The 21,846-nt window shown below is 64.1% G+C and carries 19 protein-coding genes and 1 other RNA gene; 4 read left to right on the top strand and 16 right to left on the bottom strand.

All coding sequences use genetic code 11. From position 1 onward, the window contains the following. Nucleotides 1-65: 65 nt before the first annotated feature. From QD172_RS05240 to rsmI, 14 genes are all read right to left on the bottom strand, one after another. The gene (locus QD172_RS05240; RefSeq protein ID WP_077371691.1) at nucleotides 66-791 is read right to left on the bottom strand and encodes a cell division protein FtsQ/DivIB; all 726 of its coding nucleotides are present in this window, start codon (nucleotides 789-791) and stop codon (nucleotides 66-68) included. Nucleotides 792-794: 3 nt separating this feature from the next. After that, on the bottom strand, nucleotides 795-1,769 hold the full coding sequence (locus tag QD172_RS05245) for a D-alanine--D-alanine ligase (protein WP_240704185.1): 975 nt from the start codon (nucleotides 1,767-1,769) through the stop codon (nucleotides 795-797). Then, the gene (murC, locus tag QD172_RS05250; protein WP_084209210.1) at nucleotides 1,766-3,178 is read right to left on the bottom strand and encodes a UDP-N-acetylmuramate--L-alanine ligase; all 1,413 of its coding nucleotides are present in this window, start codon (nucleotides 3,176-3,178) and stop codon (nucleotides 1,766-1,768) included. The genes QD172_RS05245 and murC overlap by 4 nt, the downstream gene beginning before the upstream one ends. 22 nt (nucleotides 3,179-3,200) lie before the next feature. Further along, nucleotides 3,201-4,277, bottom strand: a complete 1,077-nt coding sequence (gene murG / locus QD172_RS05255) for an undecaprenyldiphospho-muramoylpentapeptide beta-N-acetylglucosaminyltransferase (protein ID WP_279855238.1) — start codon at nucleotides 4,275-4,277, stop codon at nucleotides 3,201-3,203. 95 nt (nucleotides 4,278-4,372) lie between these two features. Next, the gene (ftsW, locus tag QD172_RS05260; protein WP_077371685.1) at nucleotides 4,373-5,590 is read right to left on the bottom strand and encodes a putative lipid II flippase FtsW; all 1,218 of its coding nucleotides are present in this window, start codon (nucleotides 5,588-5,590) and stop codon (nucleotides 4,373-4,375) included. Then, nucleotides 5,583-7,070, bottom strand: a complete 1,488-nt coding sequence (gene murD / locus QD172_RS05265; protein ID WP_279855182.1) for a UDP-N-acetylmuramoyl-L-alanine--D-glutamate ligase — start codon at nucleotides 7,068-7,070, stop codon at nucleotides 5,583-5,585. Before murD ends, ftsW begins: the two co-directional genes overlap by 8 nt. 13 nt (nucleotides 7,071-7,083) lie before the next feature. After that, complete coding sequence (gene mraY / locus QD172_RS05270) at nucleotides 7,084-8,166, bottom strand: phospho-N-acetylmuramoyl-pentapeptide-transferase (RefSeq protein WP_279855183.1); 1,083 nt, start codon at nucleotides 8,164-8,166, stop codon at nucleotides 7,084-7,086. 9 nt (nucleotides 8,167-8,175) lie between these two features. Beyond that, nucleotides 8,176-9,615: a UDP-N-acetylmuramoyl-tripeptide--D-alanyl-D-alanine ligase gene (gene murF / locus QD172_RS05275; RefSeq protein WP_084209212.1), complete on the bottom strand. Its 1,440-nt coding sequence runs from the start codon at nucleotides 9,613-9,615 to the stop codon at nucleotides 8,176-8,178. Then, on the bottom strand, nucleotides 9,612-11,228 hold the full coding sequence (locus QD172_RS05280) for a UDP-N-acetylmuramoyl-L-alanyl-D-glutamate--2,6-diaminopimelate ligase (RefSeq protein WP_279855184.1): 1,617 nt from the start codon (nucleotides 11,226-11,228) through the stop codon (nucleotides 9,612-9,614). Before QD172_RS05280 ends, murF begins: the two co-directional genes overlap by 4 nt. Before the next feature lie 103 nt (nucleotides 11,229-11,331). After that, a complete protein-coding gene (locus tag QD172_RS05285) occupies nucleotides 11,332-12,993 on the bottom strand; it encodes a penicillin-binding protein 2 (protein ID WP_077371671.1) in 1,662 nt (553 codons plus the stop codon). 140 nt (nucleotides 12,994-13,133) lie between these two features. Then, a complete protein-coding gene (gene ftsL / locus QD172_RS05290) occupies nucleotides 13,134-13,457 on the bottom strand; it encodes a cell division protein FtsL (RefSeq protein WP_077371668.1) in 324 nt (107 codons plus the stop codon). Between the two features lie 327 nt (nucleotides 13,458-13,784). Further along, nucleotides 13,785-14,735: a 16S rRNA (cytosine(1402)-N(4))-methyltransferase RsmH gene (gene rsmH, locus QD172_RS05295; protein WP_077371665.1), complete on the bottom strand. Its 951-nt coding sequence runs from the start codon at nucleotides 14,733-14,735 to the stop codon at nucleotides 13,785-13,787. A gap of 305 nt (nucleotides 14,736-15,040) precedes the next feature. Next, nucleotides 15,041-15,393: RNase P RNA component class A (gene rnpB, locus QD172_RS05300), an RNA gene on the bottom strand. A gap of 116 nt (nucleotides 15,394-15,509) precedes the next feature. Next, entirely contained in the window at nucleotides 15,510-16,382 is an 873-nt protein-coding gene (gene rsmI, locus QD172_RS05305) for a 16S rRNA (cytidine(1402)-2'-O)-methyltransferase (RefSeq protein ID WP_279855186.1), read from the bottom strand. Between the two features lie 201 nt (nucleotides 16,383-16,583). Between rsmI and QD172_RS05310 the strand changes: the two genes are divergently transcribed. Genes QD172_RS05310 through QD172_RS05325 form a run of 4 tightly spaced genes read left to right on the top strand, consistent with a single transcriptional unit; the run spans nucleotide 16,584 to nucleotide 20,111 of the window. After that, nucleotides 16,584-18,485 (top strand): penicillin-binding protein activator, encoded by a 1,902-nt coding sequence (locus tag QD172_RS05310; protein ID WP_176502828.1) that lies wholly within the window; start codon nucleotides 16,584-16,586, stop codon nucleotides 18,483-18,485. A gap of 1 nt (nucleotide 18,486) precedes the next feature. Then, nucleotides 18,487-18,879: a YraN family protein gene (locus tag QD172_RS05315; protein ID WP_279855187.1), complete on the top strand. Its 393-nt coding sequence runs from the start codon at nucleotides 18,487-18,489 to the stop codon at nucleotides 18,877-18,879. Between the two features lie 21 nt (nucleotides 18,880-18,900). Next, nucleotides 18,901-19,494: a phosphoheptose isomerase gene (locus tag QD172_RS05320; protein ID WP_043332512.1), complete on the top strand. Its 594-nt coding sequence runs from the start codon at nucleotides 18,901-18,903 to the stop codon at nucleotides 19,492-19,494. Nucleotides 19,495-19,532: 38 nt separating this feature from the next. Beyond that, nucleotides 19,533-20,111, top strand: coding sequence for a BON domain-containing protein (locus QD172_RS05325; RefSeq protein ID WP_077371653.1), 579 nt, complete (start codon nucleotides 19,533-19,535; stop codon nucleotides 20,109-20,111). Between the two features lie 107 nt (nucleotides 20,112-20,218). Here QD172_RS05325 and QD172_RS05330 read toward each other — a convergent pair whose 3' ends face one another. Further along, nucleotides 20,219-20,821 (bottom strand): ClpXP protease specificity-enhancing factor, encoded by a 603-nt coding sequence (locus tag QD172_RS05330; RefSeq protein ID WP_141392248.1) that lies wholly within the window; start codon nucleotides 20,819-20,821, stop codon nucleotides 20,219-20,221. Between the two features lie 199 nt (nucleotides 20,822-21,020). Then, nucleotides 21,021-21,647, bottom strand: coding sequence for a stringent starvation protein SspA (gene sspA / locus QD172_RS05335; RefSeq protein WP_077371647.1), 627 nt, complete (start codon nucleotides 21,645-21,647; stop codon nucleotides 21,021-21,023). Nucleotides 21,648-21,846 lie beyond the last annotated feature (199 nt).

Consider the following 21,846-nt stretch of genomic DNA (forward strand, 5'->3'; position numbering starts at 1 on the left):
GATAACTCCATTTCACTAATATCAGCGCCTCAAGACCTTCGTTCTGAAGTGTCGCCGATTCTCCCTCAACCGTTGCTTTCTTCCAGTGCTGTCGTCTCGCCATGCCACGCCACGGCTACGCCGTTGGGATAGCGGAGGTCAATGTAGCGAATCTGCGACGCCTGACCACCCAATTGACGCTGCCAGGCTGCCATGAAGCGAGCCAGACGGGCCTCCCTGTCATTGCGACCCAGCATGACCCAGACGCTGTCATTGACCTGAAAACGCCAGGCGCCACGTGGCTCGAGACGCAACTGGGAGACATTGAGCCCCAGACCGCCCAACTGGCTTTGCAGCGCGTCCAGCTCGGCCAGCACCTCGGAACCGCTACCCTTGGGGCCTGCCAGATTCGGCAGATTTCCCAGCTGGGTGACAGGGGCTGCCTTGAAGGCCTCGCCTCTCACGTTGATCAACTCACCGTCATTCCAGTAGGCCACCGGCTGCTGCTCGAACAGCTCGAATTCGAGTGTATCCGGCCAGCGACGCGAAATGCTCACCTCACTCAGCCAGTCGATCGCCAGAGCGCGACGCCGAACTTCCCCCAGCGGGACAGAGAGCCAGCTTTGTCCGCGAATCAACGGCGCGATATGGCGCTGGAGATAGGCGGCGCTCACGTGTTCGAAGTCACCCTTGATGGTGACTCGCTCGATGGGGCGGTCCAGCCAGGTCCACAATGCCTGGCCACCCGCCACCATCAGTGCCGCTCCCAGCACCAGGCCGAACAGTGCACCTGCAGAGCTACGCGCCGCCATGGGTCAGTGTTCGCTCTGTGGGCAGGCGGACGCGGCGACGTCATGACGCTCGGTCAGCGTCGTGTCGAGAATCCGCAGTACCAGCGCCGTGAAATCCAGCCCCACATGCGCGGCTGCCTGTGGCACAAGGCTGTGATCGGTCATGCCCGGCGAGGTGTTGACTTCCAGCAGCCAGAAGGCGCCGTCCGCATCTTCCATCACATCGACACGCCCCCAGCCCTCGCAGCCCAGCACGTTGAATGCCTTGAGCGAGAGAGTCGCCAGTTCGGCTTCGCGCGCAGCCTCCAGACCGCAGGGCAGCAGGTAGCGAGTGGTATCGGTCAGGTACTTGGCATCGTAATCGTAGAAACCGCTGTCCGCTTCGATGCGAATGGCCGGCAACACCTCGCCGTCCAGCACCGAGACCGTATATTCCGGCCCCTTGATGAACTGCTCGGCCATGACGACACCATCGAAACGACAGGCATCCTGCCAGGCGGCCTTGAGAGCGCCAGCCTCCTCGACGATATGGATGCCCAGCGTCGAGCCTTCGTGCACCGGCTTGACCACTACCGGCGTACCGAGCGTCTCAAGCACATTCTGCCAGTCAGTGTCCGCCGCCAGCCGACAGGAGCGTGGCGTCGGCAAGCCTTCGACATCCCATAGCTTCTTGGTGCGCAGCTTGTCCATCCCCAGCGCGGAGGCCAGCACGCCACTCCCCGTATAGGGGATGCCCAGAAGCTCAAGCGCCCCCTGCAGAGTGCCGTCCTCGCCACCACGTCCATGCATGGCGATGAAGACGCGGTCTGCGCGCAGCGCCTCCAGACCGGCCAGGCCATGGGCCATGTCGTACCCCTGCACATCGAGGCCGGCCCCTTCCAGGGCCGCAAGCACCGCCGCACCACTCTTCAGCGATACCTCACGCTCGGCACTCACGCCACCGAACAGCACCACGACGCGACCATAGCGTGTCGCCATTTCCGGCTTCACCGCGGTCATAGCGCCACCTCGGAAAGCTTGAGATCCGCACCGGCCAGTGACAGGGCGATGCCACCGACATCACCCGCCCCCTGGGTGATCAGAATATCGCCCGGGCGCAGCACATTGTTGAGCAGACTCGGCAACGCACGCTTGTGCTCGACGAACAGCGGATCCACCTGCCCACGCTGACGGATCGAGCCGGCCAGAGAGCGGCCGTCAGCCCCCGGAATCATCGCCTCTCCTGCGCTGTAGACATCCAGCAGCAGCAGGGTATCGACCTCGGACAGCACTCGCACGAAATCCTCGTAGAGATCATGGGTGCGCGAGTAACGGTGAGGCTGGTAGGCCATCACCAACCGACGCTCCGGCCAGCCGGCACGCACGGCACGGATCACCATTTCCACTTCTCGCGGGTGATGGCCATAGTCATCGACCAGCATCACGCTCTGCTCGCCATTGGGTGCCGCGAATTCACCATGCACCTGGAAGCGACGACCCACACCGGCGAAGCTGGCCAGCGCACGCGCTATCGCGTCATCGCTCACGCCGACATCGGTGGCGATCGCGATGGCCGCCAGAGCGTTGAGCGCGTTGTGCTCACCCGGCATGGCCAGCGTGATCTCCAGTGGCGCATGCCCCTCCGGACGCAGCGCAGTGAAGCTCAGCTGACCGCCGCCCTGGCGGAAGTCGCTGATGCGATAATCGGCATCCTCGCTGAAGCCATAGGTCACGAACTGGCGCTGCACGCGCGGCAGCAGCTCGCGGACATTGGCGTCATCGAGACACAGCACCGCCAGGCCGTAGAACGGCAGGTTGTGCAGGAACTCGATGAAGGTGTCCTTGAGGCGATTGAAGTCACCCTCATAGGTCGCCATGTGGTCGGCATCGATGTTGGTGACCACCGAGATCAGCGGCTGCAGGTGCAGGAAGGAGGCGTCGGACTCATCCGCCTCGGCCACGAGGTATTCCCCTTCCCCCAGGCGTGCATTCGTGCCGGCGCTGGTCAACTTGCCACCGATGACGAAGGTCGGGTCCATGCCGCCCTCCGCGAGCAGCGTGGCCGTCAGGCTGGTCGTGGTGGTCTTGCCATGCGTGCCGGCAATCGCGATCCCCTGACGGAATCGCATCAGCTCCGCCAGCATCTCGGCACGACGTACCACCGGCACCCGATGGTCACGCGCCCAGGCCACTTCCGGGTTGCTGGTATCCACTGCCGTCGAGACCACCACCACATCGCTGCCTTCCGCGTTGACAGCCGCATGACCGATCGCCACGCGCACACCACAATCCCGCAGGTGCGCCGTCACGGTGGACTCCTTGAGGTCACTGCCGCTGACCTCATACCCCATGTTGCTCAGTACTTCAGCGATACCACACATACCCACGCCGCCGATGCCGACGAAGTGGATGCGACGGATGCGGCGCATGCCGACACCACGATCAGAATTCCTAGCGTTCAAGGCGAGTCTCCATGCAGCCTGCCAGCATGGTCGCTACCGCGTCGAGTTCCGCACTTTCGCGGGCGCGAGCGGCCATGCCAGTGAGTATCTTGGGATCCAGCAATTCCCCCAGCGTCTCGGCGAGACGCTGGGCATTCAGCGTATTCTGGGGAATCAGACGCGCCGCGTCGGCCGTGACCATCACCGCCGCATTGACGGTCTGGTGATCATCCACGGCATGCGGAAACGGCACGAAGATGGCGGGTCGTCCGGCGGCGGCAAGCTCAGCGACCGTCAAGGCACCCGAGCGACACACCACCAGATCCGCCCAGGCATAGGCTTCGGCCATGTCGGTGATGAACTCGCTGACCTCGGCCGTGACACTGGCGGCCTGATAGGCGGCAACGGTCGCCTCCTGCTTGTCACGCCCGGCCTGATGGCGCACCAGGGGGCGCGAGGACGCCGGCAACAGTGCCAGCGCCGGCGCCAGCTGCTCGTTGAGTGCCTGGGCGCCCAACGAGCCCCCCATCACCAGCAGGTGAAGCGGTCGCGCGCGCATGGCCTGCTCCCGGGAAGCGCCCTTGGTGTCTGCCGTCTGACCGACGGCGGCGATCTCGTCGCGCACCGGATTGCCCACCACCTGCGCAGCGATGGCGGCAGGGAAGGCGCCGGGAAAGGCGGCGTAGACCCGCGTTGCCATCCGGGCCAACACCTTGTTGGTCAGTCCGGCGATGGCATTCTGCTCATGGATCACCAGCGGAATGCCCTCCAGGCGTGCCGCCAGTCCGCCAGGACCGCTGGCAAAGCCTCCCAGCCCGACGACCAGCACCGGCTTGAGTTCACGGATGATGCGTCGCGCCTGCAGAACGGCGCGGGTCAGGCGAAACGGGATCGCCGCATAGCCGGCAAGCCCCTTGCCACGCAGCCCAGCCACTTCCACTCGATGCAGCGGATACCCCGCCTCCGGAACCAGTCGGTTCTCGATGCCACGCGGACTGCCCAGCCAGTGGATTTCATGTCCCTGGCTGGCGAGAGCACGCGCCAGCGACAACGCCGGTATCACATGCCCCCCCGTCCCTCCTGCCATCATCAGCACGATGCCGGCAGAGGGCGTGTCAGCAGGGGCGTCAGAGGTCTCGGGGCGCGAGGCATCAGCCGCAGGCACTGCAGAAGAAGATGACGTCATGCCTTGGCTCCTTGCGTGGTCTCGGGCGACTTGCCGGTCTTGCGCCGCGCGGGACTCTTGCCGCGCGTCAGCAGACGAACTTCCGTATCGATTCGCATCAGAATGGCGATCTGTATGCAGCTGACGATCAAGCTGGAGCCCCCATAGCTCATCAGCGGCAGCGTCAGCCCCTTCGTCGGCAGCAATCCACTGGCGACCCCGATGTTGATGAAGGCCTGGGCCCCCAGCACGAGGGCGATACCGTAGCCGAGGTAGGCGCTGAACGGCAAGCCGGCAAGCTCGGCACGTCGGGCGATCTTGAAGGCCCGATAGATCAGGAGCGCGAACAGCCCGACGACCGCCGTGGCACCGATCAATCCCAGTTCCTCGGCCAGTACCGCGAACACGAAATCGGTATGCGCTTCGGGCAGATAGAAGAGTTTCTGCACGCTGTTGCCCAGCCCCATGCCGCTCAGGTGTCCTCGCCCGAAGGCGATCAGGGCCTGGGTCAGCTGATAGCCGCTGTCGTACATGTTCGCCCACGGGTCGGTATAGGTGGTCAGGCGCTCCCAGCGATAGGGTTCGGCGATCGCCAGCGACCAACCGCCGCCGATGGCCGCTGCCAGCAGGACGATGAAGCCCCACCAGGCGACCCCCGCCAGCAGCAGCATGCCCATCACCGCACCGCCCATCACCACGATGGACCCGAAGTCAGGCTCCAGTGCCAGCAAGAGAATCATCAGCATCAAGGGCATGCAGGGCAGTACGAGACCATTGACGACACTGGCGCGCACCTTGTCGAGACGCCGATCCAGATACCCCGCCAGCCACATCATCAGGCACAACTTGGCGACCTCGGAGGCCTGCACCCCGCCGATCACCGGCAAGGGAATCCAGCGCTTGGCGCCGTTGATCTCACGCCCGACCACCAGCACGACCACCAGCAACACGAACCCCAGCATCAGCATCGCGAAACTGCGTTGCTGCCAGGCCGACATCGGTATGCGCAGCGTGCAATAGGCCGCCACCAGTCCGATCAGAATGAAGATGCCGTGACGCATGCTGTAGTAGAAGGCGTTGCCGTCAAAGCGCTCGCTGGAGATCTCGCTGGAAGCCGAGGTGACCATCACCCAGCCGATACACAGAATCGCCAATGCCGCGAAGACCAGCCAGCCATCCACTGGCTGCTGCTCGGTACTCATCGCCTGACGCACTCGACTGGCCTTGTCACCCATCCGCTTCGCCCTCGTTGCCCGCGTCCATCACATGCTCCGACACCCAGTCACGAAACGCATCGCCGCGCACCATGTAATTGGGGAACTGATCGAGACTGGCGCAGGCAGGTGACAGCAGCACGCAATCTCCCGGCCGAGCGACTCGCTGAGCATGCGCCATGCCTTCCGCCAGCGTCGCGACCCGGCTGACGCGAAGGCTATCCTCCAGCGCCAGCGACAGGCGTTCTGCATCCTGTCCGAAAAGCACCGCCTCACGCGCAAAGCGTGCCAGCGGCGCGGCCAACGGCGTGAAGTCCGCGCCCTTGCCCTGCCCACCGGCCAGCAGAATCAGCTTGCCATCGAGTGTCGGACCGAGACCGGCGATCGCCGCCAGCGTCGCGCCGACGTTGGTGCCTTTGGAATCGTTGATCCAGCGCACGCCTGCCACGTCAGCGATCAGCTCGCCCCGGTGCGGCAGCCCCGCGAAGTGCTCGAGTTCGGCCACCATGGCCTCCTGCGCGAGACCGATCGCCGTGCCCATCGCCAGCGCCGCCAGCGCGTTGGCCTGATTGTGACGCCCGGCCAGACGCACCTGCGCGGCAGGCATCACGCCATGCAGGCCTTCGGATGCCACGTGACACAGCATGAGCGTGCCGTCCTGCTCTGCCAGACGCCATTCAGCCCCTTCACTCAACTCCTCGCTGTCATCACCAGAGTCGCCCTCATCCAGGCGTACGCTGAAGCTTGCGCGCGCCACTGCATCCTCCTCGGCCGGCCAGCACCAGGCATCGTCGGCATTGATGACCGCCAGGCCCGCCCCGCGGAAGATGGCACGCTTGGCGGCCTGATAGCCGCGCATGCCGTCATGGCGATCGAGATGGTCTTCGGAGAGATTCAGGAAGCAGGCGACATCTGCCTTGAGCTCGGGCGTGGTCTCGAGCTGAAAGGAAGACAGTTCCAGCACATACAGTTCGGCATCGGGCTGCTCGCGCAGCAGCGTCAGCGCGGCGGTGCCCAGATTGCCACCGACCGCCACGTCACGGCCTGCCCGCTCGGCCATCCTCGCCACCAGCGTGGTGACGGTGGACTTGGCGTTCGAACCGGTGATGGCGATCAGCGTCGGCCGCCTGCCCTGCGCATCCCGGGCCTGGCGTTCATCGAGTGCCCGCACGAACAGCGCGATCTCGCCGACCAGGCGCTCGCGTACCGGGTCAAATACGGCCTGACGCGGGTCGATGCCCGGACTGAGCACCACCTCACCAAAGCGTGACAGATCCAGCGCTTCCAGCGGCCCGAGATGGACCTCGGCCTGCGGTGCATGCTCGCGCAGATTCTCGAGCCCCGGCGGTGCACTGCGGGTATCGGCGACGGCAAAATCGATGCCACGATCACTCAGATGGCGAGCGATCGCCTGTCCGGAGACACCAAGACCGACCACCAGGGTCGGTCCTTCGGCAGGCACCGGCGGGGCCGGTGCGTGGGAGGTGACAGAGAGGGTCATCGCGAAAGCGTCCTCAGCGAACCTTGAGTGTGGCCAGGCCAAGCAGCACCAGCACGACGGTGATGATCCAGAAGCGCACGATGACGCGCGGCTCCGGCCAGCCCTTGAGTTCGAAGTGGTGATGCAGCGGCGCCATGCGGAAGATGCGTCGTCCGGTCAGCTTGTAGGAGCCGACCTGCAGGATGACCGAGACGGTCTCCATCACGAAGACGCCCCCCATGATGAACAGCACGATTTCCTGACGCACGATGACCGCGACCACGCCCAGTGCCGCACCGAGAGCCAAGGCGCCCACATCGCCCATGAAGACCTGGGCGGGATAGGTGTTGAACCACAGAAAGCCCAGGCCGGCGCCCGCGATGGTGGCACAGAACACCGCCAGCTCGCCGGAACCGGCGATGAACGGAATGTGCAGATACTCCGCGAACTTCAGGTTGCCCGAGGCGTAGGCGAAGATCGCAAGCCCCATGGCCACCAGCACGGTCGGCATGATCGCCAGCCCATCGAGGCCATCGGTCAGATTGACGGCATTGGAGCTGCCGACGATCACGAAATAGGTCAGCACCATGTAGAACATGCCCAGCGGGACGACGACATCCTTGAAGAACGGCACCAGCAGTGCTGTCTCGGCAGGCGTGGAAGCCGTCAGGTACAGCACCACGGCCGCCCCGATGCCCACCACCGACTGCCAGAAATACTTCCAGCGCGCCGGCAGGCCACGGGGGTTCTTCTCCACCACCTTGCGGTAGTCATCCACCCAGCCAACCGCACCGAAGCCCAATGTGACCGCCAGCACCACCCAGACGTACAGATTGGTCAGGTCGCCCCACAGCAGGGTCGAGACGGCCATCGACAGCAGGATCATCACGCCGCCCATGGTCGGCGTACCGGCCTTGGACAGGTGGGACTGAGGGCCATCATCACGCACGGCCTGGCCGATCTGGCCATCCACCAGCTTGCGGATGACCCAGGGGCCGAGCCACAGGCACAGCAACAAGGCCGTCAGCGTGGCCAGCACCACACGCAGGGTCAGATAATTGAAAACCGTAAAGGCGCCATTGAATTGGGCCAGAAACTCAGCAAGCAGCAGCAGCATGACTCACATTCACCTTGATGCGTCGACCTTGAGCGCGGCAACGACATGTTCCATGCCTGCGCTACGAGACCCCTTGACCAGAACACTGGCCCCGGTGGGTAGATGGGTACGGGCGTAAGCTTCAAGCTCCGCCCGCTCCTTGAAATGCATGCCACCTGCGCCGAAGGCCTCGGCAGTCGCTCTGGCCTTTTCACCACAGGTGGCAACGAAATCGATACCGAGCTTGCGGGCGTAGGCGCCCACCTCGGCGTGCAGCCGCTCGGCGTCCTCGCCCAGCTCGCCCATGGCGCCCATCAGGCACCAGCGCGGAGCAGGAAGACTCGCCAACAGCTCCAGCGCGGCCAGCATGGCCCCGGGGTTGGCGTTGTAGCTGTCATCGAGCAGACGAGCCCCATTGTGCCCTTCCACGACCCCCAGGCGACCCGGAACGCTCTCGGCGCTCTCGAGTCCCTCGATGACCAGCTGGCTGTCCACGCCCAGCGCCAGACAGGCAGCGGCTGCCGCCAACGCATTGGCGACATTGTGCCGTCCCAGCAGGGCAAGCTGGACCCGCCCCAGCGAGTGGCCGTCAAACGTCAGTTCGAAAGCATAACGCCCGAGCTCATCCGCGCCTAGCTTGCGTGCCTGCAGGCGTGCCGAACTCTCCGCCAGGTCCGCGACGCTGAAGTCGATGATATCCACTGCCTGCCCCGTCACTGCCAGCGCCTGCCAGAGCGTGAAATAGACATCATCACGATTGAGTACCGCCACCGGACGGCGCCCCCCCAGCGGACTGAGTCCGGCAAGAATCTCGCCCTTGGCCTGGGCTATCTGCCCCATGCCACCGAATTCCCCGACGTGAGCACCGGTGACATTGGTGATGACCGCCACCTGTGGCCGTGCCAGCGCGGTGGTCCAGGCGATCTCACCGAGATGATTGGCGCCCAGCTCGACGACGCCATGCTGATGCGCATCGTTCAGGCGCAGCAGCGTCATCGGCAGACCATAGTCATTGTTGAGGTTGCCCTGTGTGGCAAGGCTCTCGGCGTCGAAGCGCGCGGCATCACGCACCAGGATGGCATGCACCAGTCCCTTGACGCTGGTCTTGCCGCTGTTGCCGGTCACGGCGATCAACGGCCGCCCCCAGGCTCGCCGACGTGCCGCCGCCAGCAGACCGAAGGCGAGCCGCGTGTCAGGCACCACGATCTGCGGCAACGGGTCATCCACCGGATGCTCGACCAGCGCCGCGATCGCGCCATTGTCACGAGCCTGAGCCAGGAAGTCATGGGCATCGAAACGCTCGCCCTTCAGCGCCACGAAAAGCGGCGACCGCTGGCTGGACAGCTTGCGGGTATCCGTCTCGATGGCCCCCAATGACCGGCCGACCAGCGCCGAAGGCAGCCGAGCCGAGAGCAGCTGAGCCACCTCATCGAAGCACTCCAGCCCAGGAGACTGCACTGACGCACTCATGCGTCGCTCTCCAGACCTTCCTGAGTGGAGAGCGCGCGACGCTCGAGCGCCGCCACCGCATGTGCGACATCCGAGAACGGCAGACGCTCGCCCGCCACTTCCTGGTAATCCTCGTGGCCCTTGCCGGCGATGAGAATCACGTCATGTTCGCCTGCATCACGGATGACCTGGGCAATGGCCTCGGCGCGCCCGGCGATTTCCCGGGCGCGCTCCCGGGCCTGGATGCCATCCATCATCTGCTGACGAATGACAGCGGCCTCTTCACTGCGCGGATTGTCATCAGTAATGACGACGCGATCGGCGCCCTGCTCGGCGGCCGTCGCCATCAGCGGGCGCTTGCCGGTATCGCGATCACCGCCACAGCCGAGCACGCACCACAGGCGCGCATCATCACGCGCCGGCAGATGGGCACGCAGTGCCGTCAGCGCGGTCTCGACCGCCTCCGGGGTGTGGGCATAGTCCACCACCACCACGGGCGCGCCCTCGCGGGTCAGGCGCTGCATGCGTCCCGGCACCGGCGTCAGACGCGGTGCCGCCGCGAACAGGTCCGCCAGCGAATGGCCGAGACCATGCAGGATCAGCATCGCCAGCAAGGCATTGTCGAGGTTGAAGCGCCCCATCAGGTTGAGGCCGAGCTCACGCTCACCGTCAGGCGTCGCGATCACGGCTACCTGCCCCAGCGGCTCGGGGAAGACGTCCAGCACGCGCAGGGTGGCCACCTCGTCACGCCCCATCGCCAACACGCGCACACCGCGCTGCATGCCGGCCAGCATCAGACGCGCCAGCGCATCATCGGCATTGAGCACCGCAAGCTTGAGCTCCGGTCGCTTGAAGAGCTTGGCCTTGGCCGCGGCATATGCCGCCATGCTGCCGTGGTAATCCAGATGATCACGCGACAGATTGGTATAGCCCGCCACCGTGAAGCGGCAGCCGTTGACACGGTCCTGGTCCAGCGCATGGGAAGAGACTTCCATCGCGACCAGTTCCGCACCGGCCATGCTCAGGCCCTTGAGCGCCGCCTGGACGGCGAGTGCATCCGGCGTGGTGCGCTCACCGGCGACCAGCGCGCCAGGGCAGCCGATCCCCAGCGTGCCGATCATGCCGGAGGGGATGCCGAGCGCTTCGGCAAACTCGGCAATGTAATGGGTCACGGAGGACTTGCCGTTGGTGCCGGTCACGCCGACCAGCGTCAGTGACTCCGGCACGCCAAAGGCCTGTCGTCCCAGCTCGCCGAGCTGCGCGCCGAGCCCCTCGAGCCAGACGACACGCTCGTCTGCGTGAGACTCAGGCGGGGCTTCCCCCTCGGAAGACTGCTGTGCCACTACCAGCGCCGCGCCCTTCTCGAGGGCGGAGGCAATGTAATCGCGACCATCGCTGCCGATACCGGGTACCGCGATGAACAGCGACCCCGGCGTCACGTGGCGACTGTCGATCGTCAGATGCCAGTCGTCTTGCGCCATCACGAGTGCGGTCAGGCGACTATCGCTGAACACGCCGGGCCACAGCGCCATGAGCGCGCCAAGCAGCTCGCTGGCTGTCGCCAGTGGCCGTGCCAGAAATTCGCCCAGCGGCTCTGCCGAGGCCTGCTCGGCCAGATCTTGCGATGAAGTCATGCTGGAAGACCTTCCTTGTTGCTGAAGCTGGGACGTATTCGCTACACGAAAGAAATGGATGTCACGCGCCGTCTCCGGCATGCATGGCGGCAGATGTCACCGCTCACTCGCCGACGGCGCTGTCAGGTGGCACATCCAGAAGACGCAGCGCCTTGCCGACCACGCGACCGAACACCGGCGCCGCGACTAGGCCCCCGTAGTATTCCTCGCCCTTGGGATTCTCGATCATCACCACGGTCACGATGCGCGGGTCGGACACCGGCGCAATGCCGGCGAACAAGGAGCGATAGGCCGTCTTCTGATAGCCACCGGAGGTCACCTTACGCACCGTACCCGTCTTGCCCGCGATACGGTAGCCCTCGACCACGGCACGCTTGGCGGGTCCATTGGGCTGGACGATCTTCTCCATCATCCCGAGCAGGGCATGGGAATTCTCGGGCGAGATGATCTGATCCCCCACCGGCGGGGTATTCACCTTGAGCAGCGACGGCGCCAGCCGGCGACCATCATTGGCCAGCGCGGTATAGGCGCTGGCCAGCTGCAAGGCCGAGACACTGATCCCGTACCCGTAGGACATGGAGGCCCGCTTGCTGCGCGACCAGTTGGTCGGGGCCGGCAGAACGCCCGTCGTCTCGCCTGGGAAGCCGGTACCCGGCGCCTGCCCCAGACCCAGCTCATAATAGCGATTCCATACCGCGTCATCCTCGAGGCTCAGCGCCATGCGGCTCATGCCGATGTTGGAGGAGTGATAGAGAATGCCGGCCATGTCGAGCTTGCCGTAATTGCGGAAATCGCGAATCGTGAAGCGGTCGACCCGCATGTAACCCGGCGTGGTGTCGATCACCGAGTCCGGCTGATACTTGCCGGAGGCCAGACCTGCACTCATCGCCAGAGGCTTCATGACCGAGCCCGGCTCGAAGGCATCGGTGATCGCACGGTTGCGCAGACCGGCAGGGTCAAGCCCCGCACGATTGTTGGGGTTGTAGGACTTCTGATTGACCATCGCCAGCACTTCCCCCGTGCGAGCGTCCATCATCACCAGGGTGCCACCGTCGGCACGGTGCTCGGCCACGGCGGCCTTCAGCTCACGGTAGGCCATGTACTGAAGACGCAGGTCGATGGAGAGGGTCAAATCACCACCAGGCTTGGCTTCGCTGATCAGGTGCAGGTCACGCACCAGGCGCCCCTTGCGGTCCTTGAGCACGCGACGCTTGCCCGGCGTACCGGAGAGGTAGGAATTGTAGGCAAGCTCAAGCCCCTCCTGGCCCTTGTCATCGACATTGGTCACGCCGACCAGCTGCGCGGAGACCTCGCCCGAGGGGTAGTAACGCTTGTATTCCTGCTTGTGGTGGACACCCGGAACATCCAGGTCGATGGCGGGTTGTGCCTGAGGAGGGGTCATCTGACGCTTGATGTACATGAAGCCCTTGCCGGCATCACGATATTGGCGCACACGGCGGATCAGGTCGTCAGGCTGCTGGCCGAGCGCGCGTGCCAGCAGTGACAGGCGCACCGGATCATCCGGCACCAGACGCGGGTCCGCCCACAGCGTGATGACCGGCGTCGAGATGGCCAGCGGCTCGCCACTGCGATCGGTGATCATGCCACGGTGCGCGTTGATGCTGTCGACGCGCAGGGTGCGCGCATCCCCTTGATCCTGAAGGAACTGCTGATCGAAGAGCTGCAGATAGCCGATACGCCCCACCAGGGCCAGGAGCCCTGCGAACACGATACCCAGCATGATGCGATAGCGGGCGGACCCCATGGGCCCACGCGCACTCTTGCGCGCCCCGGCGGCGGCAGAACCAGCCGTCTTGCCGCGACTGGCCGCGCCGGGTGGCGCAGTGCGTGCGCCGCGGGAGCGAGAGGCCTTGGGGTCCGAGGAAGGAGGTCGACGTGTGGCCATCAGCGAATGACCTCGACATCATGGACATCCGGTACGCGCATCTCGAGACGCTCGGTACTGATGCTCTCGATACGCGCAGGGGCGGACCAGGCACTTTCCTCAAGCAGCAGACGCCCCCAGCGAGCACGCGCATCATCACGCGCCGCCTCGAGCTTCTGGAGTTGCGCGTATTGGCCGCGCGAGAGATGGGAGCTAACGACGACAGCAGCGGCGGATCCCAGCAGGCAGATCATCAGCACCACGAAGCACAGATGACGCCAACGCATCTGGAACCTGATCGGCCAGTTCCCTCTCCAGCTGCCCTGCTGCTTGCGTCCCGCCATGCTGACTCCCTTATCACTCTGAACGCGGTGATCTGCACCACGATTTATCCCTGCGGGACGACCCGTCAATCCATGCATGTCAGGCATACAACACCCGATGGCTGACGGCTTGTCCTGTTCATCGCCGCAACATGCCGGCCACTCATCACTCGTGATGACCAGCGGTACCATCAGGCGACGACCGGCGCATTATGTCAGCTTGTGGCGTTGGTCGTTAAGCGTTGCGAGGCACCGACACACATGTCGCACAACGCTACGTCCCCTTGCGAGCGCGCCTGCCAAAAGGCAGGCGCTGGGATGACCACGATACACGCCACGAACCGGGCGTTATTTCAGCTTCTCGGCGATGCGCATCACGGCGCTGCGTGAGCGTACGTTCGCCTGCACCTCGCTTTCGGAGGCCTTCTGAGCCTTGCCGACCAGCTTGAGGCGCTTGTTGAGCTGATCTTCGCGAATGGGCATGCCACGCGGCGCCTGATCGCCACGCGCCTTGTCGCGCATGAAGCGTTTGACGATACGGTCTTCCAGCGAATGGAAGCTGATCACCACCAGCCTTCCCCCCGGTTTCAGGGCTTCCAGGCCAGCATCCAGGGCGCGGGTCAACTCATCCAGCTCGCCGTTGACATGGATGCGGATCGCCTGGAAGACACGCGTCGCCGGGTGCTTGTGCTTCTCCCAGTTGGGATGCGCGTCCTTGATCAGGCTGGCGAAGTCACCGGTCCGCGTGATGGGACGCTCGGCGCGACGCTCGACCACCGCACGTGCAAGACGCTTGGCATAGCGCTCCTCACCGTAGGTCTTGAAGACCCACGCCATGTCCTCGGCACTGGCACGTGACAACCACTCAGCGGCACTCTCGCCACTGGTGGGGTCCATGCGCATATCCAGCGGACCATCATTCATGAAGCTGAAGCCACGCTCGGCATCATCCAGCTGCGGCGAGGACACGCCGATATCCAGCAGAATGCCATCGAGCTGACCATGCACGCCTTCCCGCTCGGCATATTCGCCCAGGCGGGCAAATTCACCGGCGTGAATGGAAAAACGAGAATCCTCGATGGTGGCGGCTTCCGCCAATGCCTGGGGGTCGCGATCACAGGCGATCAGACGTCCACCGTCATCGAGACGCGACAGGATCAGGCGTGAGTGACCGCCGCGCCCGAAAGTACCGTCGAAATAGACACCGGAGACGTCCTGAATCAGCCCATCCACCGCGCCATCGAGCATGACACTGACATGCGCGAAGCGATCCGCAGCTTCGGATTCGGCGGCTGACATGGCAGCGGCTGATTCGGGAACGGAGGGAGCGCTGGGCTTGGACATGACGAAATTCGGGACCTTGGCACGCGTTGCGGGCAGTAAAGGCGGACGCCAGTCGTCTGGCGGTAGACCGCAGGAAAGCAGAGACATTCGCATGATTATCGATGGCACAATCGACAACCGGCGCCGGTCACGACTTCATGTCCGCCGCCATTGCAAATGGCCAGCCACGGAGCACGGAGCGGACGGCGCCGGTCATGCGGTGTCACATGTCAGCCCTGAACTGCGCGTTTCGCATCACAGGGCTGACATCTTCAATATTAGGCGGGAGACGGCCGATAAGCCGGGTCTTGTCGTGGACAGTCATTCATCTAGGCCCTGAATCACTTCAGGGCTCAAGCAACCAACCCGCCCCCACTGCGGGCAGCAGCATAGGGGGCCTATTTGGTCTTGCTCCAGGTGGGGTTTACCTCGCCGCGAACTGTTACCAGACGCGCGGTGCGCTCTTACCGCACCCTTTCACCCTTACCGGCCAGCCGAAGCTGACGTAGGCGGTCTTCTCTCTGCTGCACTTGCCGTCGGCTCACGCCGCCCAGACGTTATCTGGCACCTTGCCCTATGGAGCCCGGACTTTCCTCCCCCAGCTCACGCTGGCGGCGACTGTCTGGCCATCTCCCAAGCGCGCAAGACTATCAGTGTCACATCGTTTCCACAAGCTGGCGCTGCAGTGCACCTGGCCCGGAGGAACGCCGAAAAGCCAGATACGCCAAGCACTTGGAAAACACCTCTCGCTTACGCTTCTCGTGGTTCCGCCGCATCCTTCAGGGCTTGTGCCTTGGCATACCAGGCCTTCTTGCGCCCGCCGACCAGACGAGTGGCGATCGCCGCCATCTGCTTGACGCCGACCCCCTCTTCCCACAGCACCTTGAGAAGCTCATCACCCTCGACGCTGGCAGCCTCGTCGCCCTCACGTGCCGGAGCCCCTTCGATCATGACCACGAATTCACCGCGCGTCTGATCGCCATCCGCCTCCATCATCGCCAGCAGCTCAGCAGCCGTCCCGTCCAGGAAGGTCTCGAAGGTCTTGGTCAGCTCACGTGCCAACACGACTCGGCGCGCCCCGAGAACGTCGTGGATATCCTTCAACAACGCCTGGATACGGTGAGGCGACTCATAAAGCACATGCGTCGCGCCATCCTCACGCAGTGCCGTGAGGCGCGCCTGACGTGGTCCACCCTTGTGAGCGAGAAACCCCTCGAAAGTGAAGCGATCCGTCGGCAGGCCAGCAGCGCTAAGCGCGGTAATCAACGCGCAGGGGCCGGGAAGCGGGACTACCTTGAATCCGCGCTCCCGCAGCGCCCGCACCACGATGAAGCCGGGATCAGAGATCAGCGGCGTCCCGGCGTCGGAGACCAGCGCGACACGCCGCCCCGCCTCCAGGGCCTGGCACAGCTGATCGACCCGCCCGCGCTCATTGTGGTCATGCAGTGACATCATGGGGACTTCCAGCCCCAGATGGCGCAGCAGACGGGCACTGTGGCGGGTGTCCTCAGCCGCGATCAGATCCACTTCGCCCAGCACCCGCGCGGCACGTGGGCTGAGGTCATCGAGGTTACCAATCGGCGTGGCGACCACGTACAATACGCCTTCAGAAGACTCAGACATTCAATGCTTCGACTCGTTGAACTCAGTGGTAGATATGGACGTCAGAGACAGCCGAGTGGCCTAACCACATGCGGCAGACATGCCCGCACGAGCAGCCACTCCGAGACCCGTCTCATTCGTCATTGCAGTATTCATCCGTCATTACAGCAGCGGCGACGCGGGCCACGGCCTCCTCGCCCATCAGCCAAGGGACCGTCGTACATGGGCCAGACATGGAATCGTGCGCCTGACAACGTGCTGCGCACTGCGTCAACCATTCGGCACAAGAGCTTGCGCCTCCCGCGCACCAGCCTGCGCGGACTGGCCGGCATGGCCATCGCGGCACTGCTGCTGGCCGGGTGTGCCGGGCAGTCCTCCCGTCCCAGCGGACCGGGGGCGGACGCGCTGCTGGCTCAAGCGGAGCAACAACAGGGCCAACAGGCCGCCGGCACCCGACTGCAGGCCGCCGATATCCTAGCACGCAGCGGCGACAACGCGCAGGCGATCACCATCACCTCGGACATCGACCCCGCGAGTCTGGAACCCCAGCAACGCGTGCAATGGGCCCTGTTGCTGTCGCGCATCGCCCTCGAGCAACAGGATGGCTGGAACACGATACTCGCCACGTCCGTGCTGGAAGACGACATCACGATGTCCAGCGACGATCAGCGCACGCTGCGCAAGCGTCGCGGACTGGCGCTCGGCATGGTCGGCGAACCTCTGGCCAGTGCCCAGACGCTGATTGCCCTGCAGGCGGACACTGATGACCTCAGCATCAATGACACCCTGTGGGAACAGCTCACGCGCCTGTCTCCCAGCCAGCTCGGCGAGCTGGCCAGCGCCAACGCCATTGCCAGCGGCTGGACGGACCTGCTGCGTCTGCAGCGGCGCTTCGGCGGCAACATCGACCAGATGTTTTCCGCCATCAACGACTGGGCGGATGCCAATCCGCAGCATCCGGCCGCACGCCAGATGCCGCAGGGCATCCTCGATCTGCGCGAGCTCTCCGGCCAGGAAGTTCGCAAGATCGCGGTCTTCCTTCCGCAGTCCGGCCCACTCAAGCGTATCGCGCAGGCAATTCGTGAAGGCATCGAGGCACGCCATCGCAGCGCCATCGACAATGCCGAAGCCACGCCGCAGCTGAGCTTCTTCGATACCTCAAGCGCCGATCTCAAGACATTGTATGCCCGCGCGACCATGGAGGGAGCTCAGGTCGTGCTAGGCCCGCTGGACAAGCAGCTGGTCAGCCAGCTCGAGACCCAGAACAGCCTGCCGCTGCCGACCCTGGCCCTCAATTACGGCACCCATGAGCGCAATCAGGCCGACAACCTCTTCCAGTACGGCCTGTCCGCCGAAGACGAAGCTCGCCAGGTCGCCCTGCGCGCCTCACTTGACGGCCATCGTGGTGCCGCGGCCATGATTCCCGACAATGCCTGGGGTCAGCGCGTCTACAGCGCCTTCCGTGATCGCTTCGAGCAGGAAGGTGGCGACATCGTTTCCATCGAGCGCTACAACCCCAAGGGCCCGGTCAGTGAAGCGGTCAAGGATCTGCTTTCCGTCTCCAGCCAAGATCAGGCGCGCATGAAATCCGCCAAGAAATCCGGCAGCAAGTATGGCCGCGCCCACTCCGGCAACATCGACATGATCTTCCTGCTGGCGCTGCCAAGCTACGCTCGTCAGGTGCCGCCGATGCTGGACTTCTACTACGCGGGCAACCTGCCGATCTACGGCACCTCACACCTTTATGAAGGCTCCCCCCAGCCCGCTCAGGATGGCGACCTCAATGGCGTCAATTTCGTCGACATCCCCTGGGAAGTGCCGCAGGCCTCCTCCGGCGGCAAGGCCACTCTGCCGGAAGCCGATACCTATCGCGCCCTGTCGGATGCCTCTCCGCGCATGCTCAAGCTCAATGCCATGGGCGTCGATGCCTATCGCCTGGCACAGCGCGTTCCGCTGATGCTGGCCGGTGCCGGCGGGGAACTCTTCGGAGCGACCGGCAGTCTATTCCCGCGTCATGATGGACGCATCGAACGCACGCTGCCGTGGGCGGAGTTCAGAGGCGGCGTACCACGCCCGCCGCTGAAAGGCGCCAGCAGCCGCACCGTCGAAGCCTATACGCCCTGACATGGCGCGCCCTGGAACGGCCGGGCAGGAGCCACCACAGCGTCGCGCGAGAGCGCGCGGCGCCGTGATCGAAGCCGAGGTCGAGAAATGGCTGTCAGCCAGAGGTCTCGTGCCTGTCACGCGCAATTCGCATGCCAAGGGCGGCGAGATCGACTTGATCATGCGTGATGGTGACACCCTGGTGTTCATCGAAGTGCGTTACCGCGCCAGCTCCCGGTTCGGCAGCGCACTGGAAAGCGTGACCGCCACCAAGCAACGCCGGCTGATCAAGGCCGCGCGTTTTTATCTGGCCCATCACGGGCTATCATGTTCCTGCCGCTTCGACGTGGTCGGCGTGGAGGGTCCTCCCCCTCTCGCCATTCACTGGATACGCCACGCATTCGAAGCGTTCTGAAGCCAACGACCAAGAGCCATCATGGATTTCCAATCTCGTATTCTCGGCCACTTCAACGCCAGCATCGACACCAAGACATACGCCAGTGAAGTGCTGCCGCCCTTCATCGAAGCGGCGAGTCAGATGATGGTCCAGAGCCTGGTCAATGACGGCAAGATTCTGGCCTGCGGCAACGGCGGCAGCGCCGGTGACAGCCAGCACTTCTCGTCAGAGCTGCTCAATCGCTTCGAGCGTGAACGCCCGAGCCTGCCGGCCATCGCCCTGACCACCGACACCTCGACGTTGACGTCCATCGCCAACGATTACAGCTACAACGAGGTGTTCTCCAAGCAGATTCGCGCCCTGGGCCAGCCCGGCGACATCCTGCTGGCCATTTCCACCAGCGGCAACTCCGCCAACGTGGTACAGGCCATCCAGGCGGCCCATGACCGCGACATGCGCGTGGTGGCACTGACCGGTCGTGACGGTGGCGACATGGCTTCCCTGCTGGGCAGCGAAGATTGCGAGATCCGCGTACCGGCGACCTCCACCGCGCGCATTCAAGAAGTCCATCTGCTGGCCATTCATTGCCTGTGTGATCTGATCGATCACCAGCTGTTCGGCAGCAACGAATAACGCCTTGCGACACACGGCGCTCACCAGGAGATTACGGCATGACGCCAAAGTACCTGCTTTCCCTCATGGCCACCGCCGGCTTTCTATCCCTTGCGGGCTGTACCACCGTGGCCGACCTGACTCACAGTGGTCCCATTGACGAGGACTACGGTGATCGCACTCTGGGCGCTCAAGTGGAAGACGAGAGCATCGAGACCAAGATCGAAGTCAATCTCGGCAAGATCGATGCGCGCTTCAATGACGCCCATGTCAACGTGAATGCCTACAACGGCATGGTCCTGCTGACCGGGCAAGTGCCCAGCGATGAGCTCAAGCAACGCGCCGCGGAAGTCGCCAAGGATGTCCGTCGCGTACGCCAGGTACACAACGCCCTGGAAGTCAGCGCCAATGCGCCTACCAGCCAGCGCGTCCAGGACACCTGGCTGACCACCCGCGTCAAGGCGACTCTCGCGGCCGATGCCAACATCGATTCCGGGCGCATCATGGTGCTGACCGAGAATGCCAGCGTCTACCTGATGGGCATCGTGACCCGTTCGGAGGCCGACCAGATCGTCAGCAAGGTCTCGGAAGTCGGTGGCATCCAGCGTATCGCCAAGGTCTTCGAGTATCTTGATTGACGTAGACCGCACTCCCTGACGTATGGGTGAAAACGACGACGCCCCACAGACCTGGCCTGTGGGGCGTCGTCGTTATCAGCCCAAGAGGACTAAAGAGGAGTGTCCGCTTACTTGATGACTCGCAGCGACGGACGCCCCTTGCGGGGAGGCTTCGGCTGATCATCGCCGCCTTCCTCATCGGAGGAGGAGATGCTGCCGCCCTCCTGCTCCTCGGCACTCGCGACCTCATCGGCCGCCGCATCACCCCGTGACGCCTCCTCACCCTGCTCATCATCAGCAGCGCTGCTGGCACCACCGACACTGGCCAGAGTCGGACGTGAAGGCGCCTGAGCCTCCTCACCGGAGGTCGCCTCATCCGAGGCTGCCTCACCGAAGGCCAGGTCATCCGCACCCGGCATGACAGGCTCATGCCCGAACACCATGCCAACGCCATTCTCGCGAGAGTACAGCGCCACCAGCGCCGGCGTCGGCACGCTGACGTGCATCGGCTGACCACCGAAACGGGCATTGAAGCTGACACCCTCATTGGCGATGAGCAGATCACGCACGGCACCCGGCGCGATGTTCAGCACGATCTGGCCATTCTGCACGTGTTGACGCGGCACCTGAACGCCATCCTGCTCGGCATCCACCACGATGTACGGCGTATTGTCGTTATCCAGCAGCCACTCGTAGAGCGCACGTGCCAGATAAGGGCGACTGGAAAGCATGAGAGAACCTCTTGAACTGCAATGGATGTCACGATGACCGACGTCCTGAGACGCCGAGCTACAGCTTGCGGGCACTGACACCACGTGACGGTCGAGACACCTGACCTCGGCCCCTCCCCGCCTCATGATCCGAGCCCGGAACCCACCCCGGGGTGGGTTCCAGCGACTCAAGCACCCCTTTCGGGATTGCTCAAGCGAATCAGATACGCATCTCGCGCTCTGCCTCGGAGAGAGACGCCTTGAAGGCATCACGATCGAACAGACGCTCCATGTAGTTCAGCAGCGGCTTGACCTGCTTCTCCGGCAGCTCGATGTTCAATGTCGGCAGACGCCACAGAATCGGGGCGATGCACGTGTCGACCAGAGAGAACTCGTCGCTCATGAAGAACGGCATGTCATCGAAGATCGGCGCGATTCCGATCAGGCTCTCGCGCAATTCCTTGCGCGCCTTGTCGGCTTCCTTCTTGGTGCCGTTCTGGATGGTTTCCATCATCGGCACCCACTCGCGCTCGATGCGGTGCATCCACAGACGGCTCTGGGCGCGCGCCACCGGATACACCGGCAACAGCGGCGGATGCGGGAAGCGCTCGTCCAGGTACTCCATCATCACCTTGGACTCGTAGAGGACCAGGTCACGGTCCAGCAACGTCGGCACACTGTTGTACGGGTTCAGATCAGCCAGCTCGGCCGGACGGTTGTCATCATCTACATCAATGACATCGACTGCTACACCCTTCTCGGCCAGCACGATCCGTACACGGTGGCTGAAGTGGTCGTCACCACCGGAGTAGAAGGTCATCGATGAACGCTTGGCCACAACACCCATGAAACTGTCCTCGCATCTGTTCGAGCCATGCCCGCGTCAGCTTTTGGCCTGACGAACGGGAATAAGTTTCCTCTGGGCGCCTCATCAACTGCGTGACGCGCCCAGAGGGTCAACCTTGCGTCACCCGCAAGCGACGCAAGCGGGCGCACGACCGATCAGCCGTGCGCCCGTCACTGCCTGCACGCCATTATCAATGAGC

Origin of the sequence: Cobetia sp. 10Alg 146 (assembly GCF_029846385.1) — a bacterium.
GTDB classification, from domain to species: domain Bacteria; phylum Pseudomonadota; class Gammaproteobacteria; order Pseudomonadales; family Halomonadaceae; genus Cobetia; species Cobetia marina.

What these genes read in the sequence shown, in the direction of transcription:
- murD (WP_279855182.1), bottom strand. Translation starts at nt 7,070, where the DNA reads ATGACCCTCTCTGTCACCTCCCACGCACCGGCCCCGCCGGTGCCTGCC.
- murF (WP_084209212.1), bottom strand. Translation starts at nt 9,615, where the DNA reads ATGAGTGCGTCAGTGCAGTCTCCTGGGCTGGAGTGCTTCGATGAGGTG.
- QD172_RS05310 (WP_176502828.1), top strand. Translation starts at nt 16,584, where the DNA reads ATGGGCCAGACATGGAATCGTGCGCCTGACAACGTGCTGCGCACTGCG.
- murC (WP_084209210.1), bottom strand. Translation starts at nt 3,178, where the DNA reads ATGCGCCGCATCCGTCGCATCCACTTCGTCGGCATCGGCGGCGTGGGT.
- murG (WP_279855238.1), bottom strand. Translation starts at nt 4,277, where the DNA reads ATGGCAGGAGGGACGGGGGGGCATGTGATACCGGCGTTGTCGCTGGCG.
- ftsL (WP_077371668.1), bottom strand. Translation starts at nt 13,457, where the DNA reads ATGGCGGGACGCAAGCAGCAGGGCAGCTGGAGAGGGAACTGGCCGATC.
- QD172_RS05330 (WP_141392248.1), bottom strand. Translation starts at nt 20,821, where the DNA reads ATGCTTTCCAGTCGCCCTTATCTGGCACGTGCGCTCTACGAGTGGCTG.
- QD172_RS05325 (WP_077371653.1), top strand. Translation starts at nt 19,533, where the DNA reads ATGACGCCAAAGTACCTGCTTTCCCTCATGGCCACCGCCGGCTTTCTA.
- sspA (WP_077371647.1), bottom strand. Translation starts at nt 21,647, where the DNA reads ATGGGTGTTGTGGCCAAGCGTTCATCGATGACCTTCTACTCCGGTGGT.
- ftsW (WP_077371685.1), bottom strand. Translation starts at nt 5,590, where the DNA reads ATGGGTGACAAGGCCAGTCGAGTGCGTCAGGCGATGAGTACCGAGCAG.
- QD172_RS05320 (WP_043332512.1), top strand. Translation starts at nt 18,901, where the DNA reads ATGGATTTCCAATCTCGTATTCTCGGCCACTTCAACGCCAGCATCGAC.
- rsmI (WP_279855186.1), bottom strand. Translation starts at nt 16,382, where the DNA reads ATGTCTGAGTCTTCTGAAGGCGTATTGTACGTGGTCGCCACGCCGATT.
- QD172_RS05285 (WP_077371671.1), bottom strand. Translation starts at nt 12,993, where the DNA reads ATGGGGTCCGCCCGCTATCGCATCATGCTGGGTATCGTGTTCGCAGGG.
- rsmH (WP_077371665.1), bottom strand. Translation starts at nt 14,735, where the DNA reads ATGTCAGCCGCCGAATCCGAAGCTGCGGATCGCTTCGCGCATGTCAGT.
- QD172_RS05280 (WP_279855184.1), bottom strand. Translation starts at nt 11,228, where the DNA reads ATGACTTCATCGCAAGATCTGGCCGAGCAGGCCTCGGCAGAGCCGCTG.
- QD172_RS05315 (WP_279855187.1), top strand. Translation starts at nt 18,487, where the DNA reads ATGGCGCGCCCTGGAACGGCCGGGCAGGAGCCACCACAGCGTCGCGCG.
- mraY (WP_279855183.1), bottom strand. Translation starts at nt 8,166, where the DNA reads ATGCTGCTGCTGCTTGCTGAGTTTCTGGCCCAATTCAATGGCGCCTTT.
- QD172_RS05240 (WP_077371691.1), bottom strand. Translation starts at nt 791, where the DNA reads ATGGCGGCGCGTAGCTCTGCAGGTGCACTGTTCGGCCTGGTGCTGGGA.
- QD172_RS05245 (WP_240704185.1), bottom strand. Translation starts at nt 1,769, where the DNA reads ATGACCGCGGTGAAGCCGGAAATGGCGACACGCTATGGTCGCGTCGTG.